General features: G+C 36.8%; 13 protein-coding genes and 1 pseudogene. 13 read left to right on the forward strand and 1 reads right to left on the reverse strand.

Annotated features, from left to right (window positions below):
- Positions 1–9 precede the first annotated feature (9 nt).
- The 11 genes and pseudogenes from HNR77_RS19010 (at position 10) to HNR77_RS19055 (ending at position 10,334) form a co-directional block, all read left to right on the forward strand.
- Complete coding sequence (locus HNR77_RS19010) at positions 10–1,401, forward strand: pyridoxal phosphate-dependent aminotransferase (protein ID WP_184187705.1); 1,392 nt, start codon at positions 10–12, stop codon at positions 1,399–1,401.
- Positions 1,398–1,658 carry a phosphopantetheine-binding protein gene (locus HNR77_RS19015; RefSeq protein WP_184187707.1) on the forward strand — a complete coding sequence of 87 codons (261 nt, stop codon included), beginning with the start codon at positions 1,398–1,400 and terminating at the stop codon, positions 1,656–1,658. Before HNR77_RS19010 ends, HNR77_RS19015 begins: the two co-directional genes overlap by 4 nt.
- 13 nt (positions 1,659–1,671) lie before the next feature.
- Positions 1,672–1,929 (forward strand): hypothetical protein, encoded by a 258-nt coding sequence (locus HNR77_RS19020; protein WP_184187710.1) that lies wholly within the window; start codon positions 1,672–1,674, stop codon positions 1,927–1,929.
- A 13-nt stretch (positions 1,930–1,942) separates the two neighbouring features.
- Positions 1,943–3,202 (forward strand): ACP S-malonyltransferase, encoded by a 1,260-nt coding sequence (gene fabD / locus HNR77_RS19025; RefSeq protein WP_184187712.1) that lies wholly within the window; start codon positions 1,943–1,945, stop codon positions 3,200–3,202.
- 287 nt (positions 3,203–3,489) lie between these two features.
- Complete coding sequence (locus HNR77_RS19030; protein ID WP_184187715.1) at positions 3,490–4,446, forward strand: cysteine peptidase family C39 domain-containing protein; 957 nt, start codon at positions 3,490–3,492, stop codon at positions 4,444–4,446.
- A 205-nt stretch (positions 4,447–4,651) separates the two neighbouring features.
- Positions 4,652–6,172, forward strand: a complete 1,521-nt coding sequence (locus HNR77_RS19035; RefSeq protein ID WP_311768649.1) for a class I adenylate-forming enzyme family protein — start codon at positions 4,652–4,654, stop codon at positions 6,170–6,172.
- A gap of 168 nt (positions 6,173–6,340) precedes the next feature.
- A complete protein-coding gene (yaaA, locus tag HNR77_RS19040) occupies positions 6,341–7,093 on the forward strand; it encodes a peroxide stress protein YaaA (RefSeq protein ID WP_184187721.1) in 753 nt (250 codons plus the stop codon).
- Positions 7,094–7,415: 322 nt separating this feature from the next.
- Complete coding sequence (locus HNR77_RS19045; protein ID WP_184187723.1) at positions 7,416–7,634, forward strand: hypothetical protein; 219 nt, start codon at positions 7,416–7,418, stop codon at positions 7,632–7,634.
- A gap of 406 nt (positions 7,635–8,040) precedes the next feature.
- Complete coding sequence (locus HNR77_RS19050) at positions 8,041–8,661, forward strand: hypothetical protein (RefSeq protein WP_184187726.1); 621 nt, start codon at positions 8,041–8,043, stop codon at positions 8,659–8,661.
- Positions 8,662–8,705: 44 nt separating this feature from the next.
- Positions 8,706–9,058 (forward strand): annotated as a pseudogene (locus HNR77_RS30675) (hypothetical protein); the annotation flags it as partial.
- Positions 9,059–9,131: 73 nt separating this feature from the next.
- Positions 9,132–10,334: an IS3 family transposase gene (locus tag HNR77_RS19055; RefSeq protein ID WP_184187729.1), complete on the forward strand. Its 1,203-nt coding sequence runs from the start codon at positions 9,132–9,134 to the stop codon at positions 10,332–10,334.
- Between the two features lie 500 nt (positions 10,335–10,834).
- Here the strand turns inward: HNR77_RS19055 and HNR77_RS19060 are convergent, their stop codons facing one another.
- Positions 10,835–11,278: a DUF4879 domain-containing protein gene (locus tag HNR77_RS19060; protein ID WP_311768647.1), complete on the reverse strand. Its 444-nt coding sequence runs from the start codon at positions 11,276–11,278 to the stop codon at positions 10,835–10,837.
- A 622-nt stretch (positions 11,279–11,900) separates the two neighbouring features.
- On the opposite strand from HNR77_RS19060, the gene HNR77_RS19065 reads away from it, so the two are divergent.
- Both HNR77_RS19065 and HNR77_RS19070 read left to right on the forward strand, forming a co-directional pair.
- Complete coding sequence (locus HNR77_RS19065) at positions 11,901–13,046, forward strand: WXG100 family type VII secretion target (RefSeq protein ID WP_184187733.1); 1,146 nt, start codon at positions 11,901–11,903, stop codon at positions 13,044–13,046.
- A 40-nt stretch (positions 13,047–13,086) separates the two neighbouring features.
- Positions 13,087–13,485, forward strand: coding sequence for a hypothetical protein (locus HNR77_RS19070; RefSeq protein ID WP_221443914.1), 399 nt, complete (start codon positions 13,087–13,089; stop codon positions 13,483–13,485).
- Positions 13,486–15,283: the final 1,798 nt, after the last annotated feature.

The following is a 15,283-nucleotide window of genomic DNA, read 5'->3' on the forward strand; positions in this document are numbered from 1 at the left end:
AAAATTAATATGGAACAACTTGCCTATGTACAAGAAAGGAAAAAGAAAAATTCGGGTCTTCCCGGTATTGCAATGGATTCTCTCATCTCTTTCCGTACAAGCTTGTCCAATGGAATAAATCAGTTTCACCCTCCTCGATTGTATACAGAATTATTCGAGAAAGAAGTAAAAAATAGCGATTTCGTGAAAACGTATACGATGACAGATGGATATCCATCAGTTGTTGAAGCAATCAAATCATATGAAAAATTACTTGCTACTGAAAAACTTGTGTTAGCTGAAAATTTCTCAGATCATGTTTGTGTTACTGCAGGAGCAACTGCTGCGATCATGTTCTACTTTGAGTATTTTTCATTGGCCCATTCAAACTCTAAAATATTGTTACTTGGCTTAAATTTCTATTTGTTTTATGAGTGCTTGGATAGATATAAGTTGAATGGAAGGACTTTGTTATCGGGTTTGAAAAACAGGATTCTTCCTACAGTGGAAGAAATAAAACAATCCGTAGAGACAGATAATCCGAGTCTGATCGTATTGACCCTTCCAGGGAATCCATCGGGAGAAATATATTCTGATAAGGAATTCAGAGATATTGTTGCCATAGCAAGGAGTAATAATATTAAGTTATTGGTAGATAAATGTCAAATGGAAGAATTCACTAGTGAATTTGAATTTGTCCAGATTAATAAAATTCTTTATGAGGAGAATTATTACCAGAATGCTACTATTATTAATAGTATATCGAAAACTAGAAGCATCCCAGGTGCAAGAATAGGTTACATTGTTTCTTCGGAAGAAGTGATAGATTATGTCAAGTACTTGAATGAGCTCTATTATTTCAATCCGCCTAATATTTATATTACTCCTTTCATCATTGATTTATTTTATCGAGTTGTGTATCTGAAACGAAAAGAGCTAGTAAGCCATGAAGTATCTGAAATATCCAAAATTTTTCGTAAGTTTTTGTTGATTAACTCTGGAAATGATGTTTTTGTTAAATTTTTGAAGAAGTTCATAAAAACAAAAGATATTCATGGAGATGTTGATACATTTGCAAAAGAAATAGCTGATAACTATTCGGTTATCAATGAAAATTATTTGTATACAAAAGAAAGACTTCAGAAGCATCTATCAGAAATAACTGAATTACAAGGAGGGTTTAACTTTTGTATCAAAATTAAAAATTCAGTAAGCCGAGAACAACTAGAGTTTTGTTCCGAAATTTCCAAAGCCATAAAAGTAACAGTAATTCCAGAGTCTATGTATTTTGGGAATAAAGTAGTAGATAGCGACGAACCATTCTGGATTAGAATCACGGCAGCCTTCCCTGCCGAAGATTTCCGTATATTAATTGATAATTTGTATTTTTATTTAGAGTCATTAAAGGAGGAGTCAATATGAAACAAGATACGGAAAAAAAAATTATTGAACTTTTAAAACGGAATATTACTAAACGAAATTTTGATGATTCTACTATTTTGGACGAGGATCTTAATCACCTCGGAATCAATTCTTTAAACTTTATTAAAATCATTGTTGAGCTCGAGGAGGAATTCGACATTACGTTTAGTGATCAACAAATGAATTTTGAGTTGTTTGGTAAAGTCAAAAATCTTGTGGCACTAGTTAATGAGTTGTTAGTTACTAAAAAACAGTAGAGGAATGAGAAAAATGAGTAAAAAATATGAAGAGCTAAAAGAACAATTTGTAAATCTACTTCGTCAAAAAGGATGGTTGGATGAGGGCAAAGATATTAATTTGGAAAATCCAATTGATAGCTACCTTAACTCGATTACGTATATTCAATTCATTATAGCAATTGAGGAAGCTTATGATATGGAGTTCGAGGATGAGGAACTCGACTTCGCAAGATTTAATAACTTTAATGATATTTTACTATTTATGGAAAGTAAATTGAGTGTGATATAAGGAGCTGTTAAGAATGCGGGTTGCCTTATTGTTCCCCGGCCAGGGTGCGCAATACCCTGGTATGGGGAAAAATCTATATGATAGTTATCCCACAGTGAAGCATCTTTTTGAGGAAGCTAGCGATATAACACATTTGGATTTGAGAAGAATCTGTTTTGAAAGCACCGTAGATAATTTAAAGCAAACGGAAAAAGCCCAACTGGCCATTTTTTTAGTAAGTTTTGCACAATACACTGTTTTGAACTCAGAGTTTCAGTTTGAACCTTATCTTTCAGCTGGTCATAGTCTAGGAGAAATTACAGCTCTTACATGTGCTGGAGCCATCAAATTTCAAGATGGCATTCAAATAGTACATCAGCGAGGAAGAGCAATGCAAGAAATAGCACAGGAAGTTGATGGTGGCATGGTTGCCGTTATGGGGCTAGATAGAACTACTGTCCAGAATGAATGTGAAAGTCTATTTAAAGAAGGTTTTGAGATCGTCATTGCAAACTATAACTCAGATAAACAATTCGTTATAGCTGGGGTTTCTTCGGGATTGTCAATACTCTCTCGAAGATTAGAATCTCAAGGAGGTCGCACCATTTTTCTTAAAGTGAATGCTCCTTTTCATACACAATTTATGTCGGCAGCAGCAGAAAAGCTAGGAGCATTCATGAAAAACCTTCAATTTAATGCTTTCAATTGGCCCGTTATTTCAAACGTTACAGGTAAACCGCATATAACGTCATGGCAGGCTAAAGAAGATATTGTAAGACAAATCATCTCACCCGTTCTATGGTCTCAAACTATGTTATATATGAAAAACAAAATCGATGTTTTCATTAATGTAGGCCCAAGCCCTGTGTTAGAGAACATAGCACGAAACAACTTAGAGTTGGAACCAAAACAAGTTATTAGTATGGATGAACCCCTTAGCAGAACCTGGTTAAATCAAATGTGGGGCAAAAATAGAGTGAAGTTCATTAAATATCCACGTAAAATCCATTTAAGTTTGATTTCATCATGTTTAGCTGAAGCCGCTTCAACAAAGAACAGGAATGATAATGTATCTGAGTATGAACAAGGTGTTATTAGACCCTATGCTAGATTAGTAGAACTATATGAAGAAATTGAAAAGAAGGATACTGAAATAACAATAAGTCAAGTAAAGGAAGCAATTTCCTTGTTGGAAATTATTTTAAATACTAAAAAGCTTCCTTCATCGGAGAAGGAAAGCATACTGAACAAGATAAAAAATATGATTTCTTTGAGAGAAAAGGTAACAAATTAAATATTTAAAATTAAAAGAGCAAGTAAGTCGGATTGTGACTGGAGAATGACTGGAAAGTAAAAGATGTTTCGCTGTCGTTTAAGCAAACAGACTATTTTATGTAACTAAATGCAGTAGTTGTTGGATAATTGAAATAAATCGAAATGAATTGGAGCGTTTTAGGATTTACATTATATACGCTTAAGCGCTCCATTCGGTTTATATTTGTTGCTTTTTTTTGAATTCGATACGAACTTAGAAATTAATTAAAGCTTTATTCCATAAAAAAGGTGAAATGGAGAACCAAGATGATCAATGTAATTCCGATCGGTGATACAGAGATGAATTGTAGTGAAGCAGAGATATCTTCGGTACTTAATTGGTTAAACCGTCCGTTTGAAATGATGTTTTTAGATTCTTGGGATATTCAATACAAAGATGTCAACAGCTCAATAATTGGTTTAAAAATGGCACCTGGGTATAAAGACAAGTACAGCTTGTTAAGGAGCTACCACGGGGTAATGATAAATGAAATGGATAACGTAACAGTAGATTTCATTATTGAAGAATTAAAAAAAGAGATGCCTATTACTGTTTTTGGGGATATGTACTGGATACCTTGGTATTCTGAAAAATACTATTTTAAACAACATGCTCCAGGTCATGCATTCACAGTACTAGGATATAATAAAGCTGATAATTCATTTACTTGTATGGATAGTAATTTTTCGAAATTGTATCAGACTATAGATTACGACTTACTTAATCAAAGCTTAAATGGATGTTTAATTTATTCCATAGAATCAGAGAATAGTGATTGGGGGTTGAAAAAAAATAGGGAAATAATTCTACAACATCTAGGAAAGTTGGATGATAGCAAGTGTTTGGATGTTATCTCTAAAATTGCTGAACTAGCTAAAACGGGGTTCGATATAAAAAATGAGTTTGATGGATTTGAATTAGAAAATGTACCCATATTCGTTAGAATAAAGAAGATAGCAAACGGTAGAATGCTTTTTAGTAGATCATTGAATTATGTGGGTAAGCGGTATAATGATATTTTATTAATAGATTATGCTATTAGAATTAGGAAAATGACAAACGCATGGCTCTTATTAAGAAATTATCTTATGAGAATGTATCTAAGTAAAAGTTCTCGAGAGATCGATTTAAGAATTGTAATTCACGAAAAACTTCAAAAAATTGCAAATCAAGAAAAAGAAATTCTAAGAAAATTAATTTTTGATCTAAAATCGCTTATTTAGTAAAACATTAAATGGACATGTTCTATTACAGTTTTGGGTAGACCCACCCAAGAAATTAATTATAACTCTTCATCTATGAATAAGATTAATTCCACACATCGTAGAGACAATATACACTCGTAGATTTGATTAATTTTAAGTGAAATATATTTATTAATGTAAAGTTCAATCGAGGATAAGAAAGGGAGACTTCACTTTGACAAATGTGGTCGAACTACTTAATAAATCAGCAGAAAAATGGCCAGATAAAATTGCCATTAAATCTAATAAAGAACAAATAACTTATAAAGAGTTGAAGTATAGAGTAGACGAGTTTGCAGAGGCATGCCTAGCCAAAGGATTGAAATCTGGTGATAGAATAATTCTTCTATTGGAGAATAGCATTGAAGCCGCTATAGCCGTTTTTGGGACATTGCTAGCAGGTGGGGTTATTGTTTGTATACATCCGTCCACCCCTAGTAATAAATTAATTGATTTAATTGAAGACTCTAAGCCAGTCTTTCTATTTTCTCACTCTGAAGTCAAACAGTATAATCACATAGATGACGAGGCTATAAGTTATTTTAAATTAAAACATATTCCTTTTTTAGACCGCCTTTTTTGGTATTCAGTAGATGTGGGAAGGCTAGGAGAAATTAATGAGAAGCAAAATTGTTTGAAGGATATTGCTGCGTTTATCTATACATCCGGAAGCACAGGGAAACCTAAAGCAATCATGAGTTCTCACGAAAACATCATATTTTCTTATAAAGCTATAAATAAATACTTGAAGAACGATTCAGAGGATCGTGTTCTGTCATACTTACCTCTATCATTTGATTATGGTTTGTATCAGTTGTTTATTACATTATCAACTGGTGGAATATTAGTTCTGGAACGACCAACTATTTTTCCAGGAGAGATAAAAAACAAAATAAACGATGAATCGATTACTTGTCTCCCAGGTCTTCGTAGTCTTTTGTCCCAAATTATTGGTATTGGTACTAAACATAAAGCAAGTGTATTTCCTAAAGTGCGTTACGTTACAAATACAGGAGATTCATTGCCAGACAGGATGCTTAAAGAATTACCTGTTTTTTTTCCGAAAGCTACTATTTTCCTCATGTATGGATTGACTGAGTGCAAGAGGGTTTCTTATTCAGTTTTAGATCCTTGTTCTATAAAGAGGGGGATGGTTGGTGTCCCACTTGAGCACACGAATGTAGTTGTAAAGAATGATGACGGGAAGCTCTGTGATCCATTTGTAGTTGGAGAGTTGTATGTAACTGGACCACATGTTTGTAAGGGTTACTGGAATAAAGAAGATGAGACTAAGGAGACGTTTCTTAACGTTGACGGAGCTACTTACTTAAAGACAGGTGATTTATTTTATCAGGATGAAGAAGGGCTTTTGTATTATGTAGGTAGACGAGATAAGTCATTCAAATCTAAAGGATTTCGAATAGATCCTAAGGAAATTGAAAATTTGGTTATTAGCAGAATAGAAGAGATCTACGACGCTGTTGTTGTGGGGATTCCTGACGATAAAGTTGGTCATAAAATTGGTCTATTCGTAAATGTTGTTGAAGAAGAGAGGACAGATGATTTAGAAATGAGGATGAGAAAACTTATTTCTGATTATCTAGAGCCTTGGAAGAGTCCTTCCAAGATCATCTTCAAAGAAAAAGTTCCCTTAACCCAAACGGGTAAGATAGATCGGGAACGAATTCTAGAATTAATGATCTGAACTGAATAATTTTCAAACAGATTAGAATAGTACAACATCCAGTGAACCGGTCCAGTCTGCTTTAGAATACATTTTTAACGGTATATGTGCCTCATGATTGGATTCATCCGCCTAATCCTGTACAATGAAAACGACATAACAACGGTAGATTAAGGATGGATTAGAGCCATGAGAATGATTATATCACCAGCCAAAAAGATGAAGGTCGACACCGATCTGATGGCTAGCACGCAGATGCCGCAATTTATAAATGAGTCAGAACAACTCCTGAGTCTGCTTCAGACGTTATCCTATGATGAACTCAAAACGTTGTGGAAATGCAACGATGCTATCGCGGAACTAAATATGGAGCGGATTCGCAGCATGAATCTAAAAGAAAATCTTACACAAGCTATTTATTCGTATGAGGGCATTCAGTATCAATATATGGCACCAGGTGTATTCCAGCAGGAAGAGCTGGAATATCTGGAGCAGCATTTGCGGATATTATCTGGCTTTTATGGTATGTTGCGTCCTTTGGACGGGGTTACCCCTTATCGGTTGGAAATGCAGGGCAAGCTGGAAGGGCCGGGGTTCAAATCACTTTACCAGTTCTGGGGCAGCAAGCTGGCTGATCAGCTTCAGGCGGAAAGTAACTGCATTCTCAATCTGGCTTCCAAAGAATATAGCAAGAACATCACTCCTTTTTTGAACGAGGAAACCCGGTTTGTTACTTGTGTATTCGGACAGATGGTTGGTGGAAAGCTGGTGGAGAAGGCAACCCGAGCCAAGATGGCGAGAGGTGAGATGGTGCGGTATATGGCAGAACGGAAGATCACAGATGTGGAAGACATTAAAGGCTTTGATCGGTTAGCGTTTGTTTTTTCGGAAGAACAATCGGATGAGAGTACGTATGTGTTTATTTATGCGGAGGAAAAGTAGTTGTTAGCATGCTAGTGATATCAGAGAAGGAATGATTCTCGTTTTACTTCATTAAAAGTCGCCATTCGGCGGCTTTTTTACATGTGAATTTTCATACAACAAACTCACTTCATAGGCTTCAACATTACACTAACCTCTTAATGATTTAAGCAGCGTGAATTCCGAGAGTAATCATAGGTATAAAAAGAAAATAGTTCCTATTTTTAAGTAATAATTTACTATTACCTAAATTAAGGAAAATGTCGATACTTATGTTTCAACCATTTTCATCTCTTTTAAGGGGTGAACTGGAAGATCAATATAAAGGAGGAAGGAAAAATTCATGAATTTACGAAAAGGCTTCATTATTTCTTTGATCCTATGGATTGTAATTGGAACCATGCTTCCGACCGCTGGTTATGCACTTTCGGATTCATCAGCTTCAATGATAATGTCTGAAAACAATGGTGCCCTCAATACTTCTATGGAGGATACTGTGCTGTTAGAGCAGGAGTACATAGATGATTGGGATCCTCTGGCAGGAGTAGTAACAAAAAAATGAAAATGATGGAAAGTATTATATTACCGTTAGTTCAACGAGCTTTGGCGAAGAAAAATTTCCTGTAGACAAGAAAGATTGGGACCAAGTAAATATTAGATCCAATCTGGCTTTTTATCTGGACGATTGGCGAACTCCTATTAACATAACAAAAATACAGTAAAAGATTAGTTTGAAAGAGTGGGGATTGTTCCCTTTTAGAGTTGTATGTATTTTTACTATAGGTATAAAAATTCTTCATTTTTCAAAAGAAGATGCCTTCAGTTATATATGGGGGCATCTTCTTTAACATCTATAGGAATTAGAAGTAGCAATGGTCACTTAAAGAGTTACTTCTTGTATTCGAGTCATAGAGGAGGGCTATTCCCATACCGGGGGTGAACATGTGTCGAAGTGAATCAAATGGATTTTGGGTGCTGCGGTTCTCGTTAATCTAGCTGTTTTTATGTGGTTTTTAGTTGGGGCAACATCCAATTTTCAAAGATCACTCGATTTGGTCGGTATGCCGATCATGCTTCTCTGCGGTATACTATCGCTTATGATTAATATGATTTCAATAGTCGTTTTAATAAGGAAATGGAATTCTCAGTTAAGTATAAGTACTATGATCTATGGAGTCATATTTATCTTTATATTAATTTTCTGTACTCCAGCTTTTATAAACGCTTTAGAACATACGGTGAAACCAGAGCAAGTGGAAAGTGATCCTTTCAGCCGCACATCGGATCAGAAGTACGCGTATAATCTCGTGATAATCAACATGTCTCAGCGAAATAATCAGGTGAATTTAATTGTAAAAAAGGTTTCTGATCCAGCTGTTAAGAAAACGATCCCGCTAGATTTGGATGCAAAAGAGATTGCGGCCCTCACGACGGGCCCAGGATCAGATTGGCAGTGGACTGTTCTAGAACCTACAGAAAAACCTGAAATATACAAGCTAACCACTACCGAAAAATTAGGTATACATAAGGTCTACATGATTGATATTGCAGAGGGGGATATCCTAAGAAATGAAGTGAGTGTGAAATGAAAGTGTACAATGCAAATGAGATAGGATTGGAGAGTGAGACAACGATGGATAACTATATACACTCGTTTATAAAAAAGTTTGATTATTATTTTGAACAAAAAGAAATCTCAAATATTATTTATTTACATGATCAAGACGATCATGAGAGATTAGATCAAGTCCTGTTTCTTGAGAAAGAGGATGGTCATGTCATAGGCTTGTATATATAAGAGGCATGAATCCGTTAATTTCAGTGAATAGAATAGACTATTTGGATGATTTTAATTTATTTGCGAGTTACGAAAGACTGGTTGAATCGAAGGAAAATATTAAACTCCGAATAGAGAATATACGTTTGTTTTTTAGCTCTAAATATAACGAATTATTAGGTTTTTATTTATCGGATAACGATGATTCCCTTTAAAGCCCCCTAATCCAATTGGACACTCGAAGCCACCTCAGATACACTAAATGAAATGAGGAGAGTGTTCATGAAAAGACGATTTAGATGCCCGGTTGAGGCGAAAAAGGAATATGTCTTAGAGGTGCTGTCGGGCCTTCGAACGGAGGTCGTGGCACGAAAGTACGGCATGTCTCCTAAGACGCTAACGACTTGGATTCGTCAATATGAAGATGAGGTGGGGGAACTGGTGGCCAAAAAACAAGCAGAAACGCAACAAATGAAGCAAGACGCAGCCAATTATCAAGAATTACAGCAAAAGTACGATGAGGCTTTGAAGCTTTTTTGGCGCAAAAGAATTAGAAAACCAATTCTCAAGGATCTTGTTAAAAAAAAAGTACCCCGACTACAAACAGTGATAGTTTGGATTGAGCGAGGTTATCCTGTTCGTACGGTGCTTCGGATCTGCGATGTCCCTCGCTCAACATACTATTATCACTTGAAACATCCCGAACGGCAGCAGCCTATAAGTAGTGGACGAAAGATCCCTGGATACTCTTACAACCAGCAAGGCAAACGTATTTCGGACACCCGAATTGTAGGGTTTCACCGAAAACTGACCGTGCTGCTGCGCCGGAAATACAACGTAGTGATTAACAAAAAGAAGGTGTATCGACTCTGTAAATCCCTCGGTATCCTCTTTCCTCAGCGTGAACGAAAGAATACCGTACCGAGGAAAGCAGCCAATAACCGGGTGGTGGATGGTCCTAACCAGTTGTGGCAGATGGATATTAAGTACGGTTATGTTGCAGGGAAACGTCGGCACTTCTTTCTTGCCAGTATTATTGATGTCTTTGATCGCCGAATCGTCGCTCACCATCGCGGTAAAGCCTGCGACACGCAGAGCATCTTGAGCACCATCCAGCAGGCTCTGTTAACTCGGCGTATCCATAAAACCAAGCCAAAGCTCGTGATTCGTACGGACAATGGCCCACAGTTTGTAAGCAAGGCTTTTTATGCTTTCTGTGAGGAAACAGGCTTGGAACATGAACGGACGCCCATTCGAACACCGAATAAGAATGCCTTTATTGAATCGTTTCATAGTGTTCTGGAACGAGAATGTTACCAGCGACATTGCTTTGAAAGCTATGAAGAAGCCTTTTCCGAAGTAGATCGATATATCCGTTACTACAATAAAGACCGCATTCACGGCAGCCTGTACGATTGGTCGCCGATAGATTACTTACGCCTGGTGGACGAAGGAGCCATAGAGCCCAAATCCATTGCGTTATGATGCGTTAAGCTGAGAACGAGCTAGCTAGTGTCCAATATTAAGGGGTTGAACCGTTCCAGTTCTTTATTTGTACTGTTTTTGCAAGATGAGATCGATGTAAAGAAGAATGAGAGTAAGTCAGACGCCAGCAAGATACTGAAGAGTAGGTATTCAACTGAAGGATATATCATTTACGAGAAAGAGAGTCAGAGGGGACTGGGAAGAAATCGAAATAGAATAATAATCGCAAGAACAATACCAGAACATCGATAGATTAGGGAAGTCAACTGTACCCTGTAAAGAAGAGGTTCTACTATGTCTCTTTACGGGGTACAGCTTGACTTATTTGATGATACTTTATGCTGCGTAATTTTAAATTTGTGAGAGCCATCTTCAAAACTTGTTTTAAAGATAATGTCCTAATTCAATTGTTAAAAGAAGAAAGAGACGCCACATCACCATACTTAGGCATAGTTACATAAAAAAAGAAGATCGAGCTTTTGTAGGTTGGGCCTTAGAACTTAACGAACATTAATCCAAGCGGTCCACTGTGTTGGAATATTAATGGAGTAAACGGTTCCTACGAACTGCCCACCCGTACTAGGTGCCTCATATAGCCAAGAATGAGCAAAGGCATCTATAACACGATCACCGTCCAGATCTATAGGTTCAGACCAATTGTTTGTCATTTTATTTCCTGTGAGTGTACCGAAGTGAGAGCTGTCATAACCGATCTGGAACGTAATACACTGTATCCAGTTCCCGCCGTGATCATTGGCAGTGGAGAGTGGGTTGCTATTGAAGCCGTAAATTTCTTGACCACCATTAGGAGAAACAACAGCGTACACATTAATGTGAGATACCTTTGGGGCAGGTGCATGCAGCACGGGGCCGCCATTGTCTTTTTGTGCTTTCAATTCCGCTTTGGCTGCCTCTACAGCTTCACGGAATGCTTTTGAATTCACCACTTCTTCTTTCGTTAAAGGTTTGGGTTGAGCAGTCTGCGCCTCGGCAAAAACAGCTGATTAAACGAGAAGACTAAAACAAGAACAAGAGCCAAGCTAAACAACTTTTTCATAGAGATTAATTCCACCTTTCTTGTTATGGATAGACTAGCAGATAAAGATACATGTATTTACGTAACAAAAATGAACTTGCAGATGGAAACCTACGTATCCTCCTTTCGTTATGAGAATGATCCTTCCCATATTTACTGTTTCTGTTGATACACGAAGAGGGAAGAAAATTGCAGGCTAGAGTGCTCTAGCAAGTTTGGAGTGATATATGAAGTAAAGCCTGATCATTGATTTCAAATTACAAAATTATTGTTTAAATTGAAATACATTCCATATGTATAATCGTATAGTACTTCTTGTTATTGAAGGAAGTCAAGTATATTCACAAATTACACAAAATGTTAGATGGATTGTTTTCATACTAAAAAGAAAAATGTATAAGACCGGAGCACGATTGTAATTAACTCTGTTGCAGGATAATGTATCAAAATCAGGAAGTTAGCCGGATGAAATTGCCATTAAACTTCTGCTAACATAGATATATCCTACATAAAATAAGCGGTGAAAACGGATGAGTACAATCAAAGTAACACCTGAGCAGTTACATCACGTATCCAGTCAGGTGGATCAGGCGAGGCAGCAATTGGAGCATATCCAAGATAATCTCTCCAAGCAGATGATGTTCCTTCAAGAAATGTGGACGGGTGTAACACAGGAGCGTTTTTATGATGATTTTGAGCGGTCGCGTCCCTTACTACAGAAGGCACTGGAGAGTATGGTGTATACATCGAAAGAGCTAAAGGATATCGCGATTCGGTTTGAGAATGCAGATGCGGAGAAAGGGAGTCTGGGTGGTGTTATTGGTGCTGTTGGTGCGGCAGCAATGATGAAGAGCTCAGTAAGTGATGCGGGTTCGGGAGATAAGGGCTACCGGATGGCACAAGTCGATGTCTATGGTAGACTGATGTGGATGCCAGTAAACGAGAATGGTGTTCCCGATCAGGCATCTCTGCAAGCATATCAGAAGGATCAGGGGCATTTGGATATCAACCGGATGCAAGCAACAGGTCATGTGGAAGAGCCGGGGGAAGATATTAATGCATTGCAGATTAAAGCTTTTGAAAATCGAATCCATCCTTTTACAGGTGAGCCTGTATCCGATAAGTATGCTCAGATGATGCTGACTTCTCTGAAGTTCAGCCAGATCTTTATGGCTTTCCAGATGGTTCGCGGAAGTATCCCGGGTCGCAAAGGACCATTTCGCTTACCTGCTTCTGATCCGGCTGTGGCAAAGATTAAAAAGAATTTGGAAGCGACTCAAGCGAGAAAAGTAAATGGTAAGAAGGAAGGTGCTGGCGTTACGGGTCAGCCTCTTGATATCGGCGAAGTTAGATTGAAGCCAATCGGAATCAAAGGCGAAGGTGATGCGTTAAAACGTACTTTTGAGATAGAAGGAAGAAAAGTAGAAATTAATAGTGGACATGGATACCGTGGAAGTGGCCATCGGACAGGAAACGCTCAAGATATTGGCACCATGGATCAGATCGAATCCGTTATACTGAAAGATATGGAATTAGCCAACAAGACAGATATTGCAATCCCTAGACCTCCTAAAACGATTGAAAGAATAATTCAAGTCAATGAGAAAACGATGGGTTATACTGTGACTCAAACTCCAGATGGGACTCTAAGAGTATCTACTTATTATCCTAAATAAAAATATAAAGGGGACATTAACTTTGACTATACAAAAGCTAGTGGAGGAACTGCATCAATTGATCGACCAGGACTGGTCTAAATTAAATCCGAATGAATTGAAAACATTGAGAGAGTCCGTAGAATCTCTGTCTAATCAATTGTTATCTGAGATAGATCATACGAACAACTCAGATCATTTATTAGAAGCCATTAATTATGAGCTTACGCATTTCTTTCTACCGATCCCTTGTGTGATAAAGATGTATCAAAGATTGATTCTGTTAAATCCAACCATCCCCTCCTACTATGAATGGTTTACAGATTACCTTTTACAGTATGGCCCTGATTGGCAGGAAGAGGCGAATGAATTAACTGAAATTTACACGAGAGAAGATTTTCAAAATGCTTGCGATTTTGCACAAAAGATTGAGCGAGTTAAAGATTTTGAGAGTAAATAAGTGTCATCACACGAATAACGAGTCGAAGTATTATTTGAATCGAACGACTTAATGATGATACGAAGCCTGTATTGTGTAAATGGACAGTAACTTCTGGATAAGTACACATTTATATCATAAAAATAACGTAGCAAGCCTCGAGTAGTTATCTCACTTTCGAGGTTTTATTTTTGAAGGTAGAAAGCGAACTGATATTATACACTAATGCACAAAGTCTATAGAAAAGGTGATGCAGTTATGAAATCGACTAGCCTTAGAAAAACTGGCAGAGCAATCAGATTTACATCGAGTTTGGATTGAAACTGTTGGGAAAACAAGAGAAAAGTTAGGGTTAAATGAAGTAGACTTCGTCATATTGATTTGTCGTGATACCCTCTGAATCAGGCTTATTTAACTGAATGCGTATTGATGGGATGAATCTGGAAAAATGGACTGTCATCTTCGTTGTTATGGTCGTTAAGCTTTAATGATAGCAAAGTAGTAAGAACAGATTTCTATAAGGCAGATATGTCCTATAGCGATTTTACAGATGTCGAACTGATGGTGAAAGGTTCGCCAAAGCGGATGTCTATGAGGCAGTATTTACAAATAAAAAGTTGATAAATGCCAATCTAACTCCAGCTCACTGTATCTTACAGATTTTCGCAATGCTAATATGAGTGTTGGAGATGTCAGTACGGCACTGTTTAGGAGAACTTTCCAGCACAGAGTTGAATTAACACGACTCTAGGGAATTGAAGAAGCAATTATAAAAATAATCAGTATTGGAACACGAGAAGAACCCAATATTCTCATGGGTGAAGAAGCTATAAAGTGGTTACAGGATAAAAGTTTGAGCAGGGAATAGAATTTAGACTCGAATTTATGTAGGATAGGGTTTCACTCAATAGGCTGTCTTCGGAAATAGGAAGGAATATCTAATATACTGGGGCTTCAGCGGTCATTTTGACAAAAAAAGACGAAACTCTCCAGAGAAGCTTTTAGCTTATCATCCAGATACCGCTTTTTATTCCTATAACAAAAACATATGCAAACGAAGGAGAGCTTTTGTATACAACGCTAAATATTAACTGTAAGTCATTCAAATGGGACAATGATTCATTGTTAATTTTTCGTACTCAGAGCATGATAGCCAACGGACTGTTCCGAGGATAAATTGTGCTAAATTATACGTATGAGACATGTTTTTCATGTCCTTAGTAGGGGGAGTCGTCCTTTTATTTTTACGAAGAGAGTCAAGCGTATCTTTTTTTTTAGTGGGATTAATTTTGAGCAAGTACAGTTAGTTATTTAATTCGGAAGCACAAAAAGCCTCTATTTTTAATAATCGATGCTATTGATGAATGGGAATCTATTGATAAAATTCAAGAACTTAATGAGTTAAGTGAAGTATGTAATGATTTAGGAATAAAACTATGTATTTCTTGCAAATCGGATTATTGGAATGGATTTATAAAGCATAAAGGGGTAAATACACTTTTATCTCAAAATACTTTTCCACTTTCATACCTTTCTATTTTTAATTCTGAAGAATCCAGGATAGCACTGGAAAAGTATTCAAAAATTTTTAAAATTGATATAACTGGTGCTGAAGATATACAAGAACTGAAAAATCCTTTTTTTTTGAGAGTTACGAGTGAAGTATGTCTCTTAGAAAATAAACCATTAAGTAATAATTCGTCAATAAGAGAAACATATAAAAGATCACGCGTGTTGAATATCTAATTTATGTAAATTTATTTTGCTGAAACACCGAACTTAAAAAATGTTCATGTTGCATCACCAGTCGCCATTCGGC

It is taken from the genome of Paenibacillus sp. JGP012 (genome assembly GCF_014203995.1).
Lineage (GTDB): Bacteria > Bacillota > Bacilli > Paenibacillales > Paenibacillaceae > Paenibacillus > Paenibacillus silvae.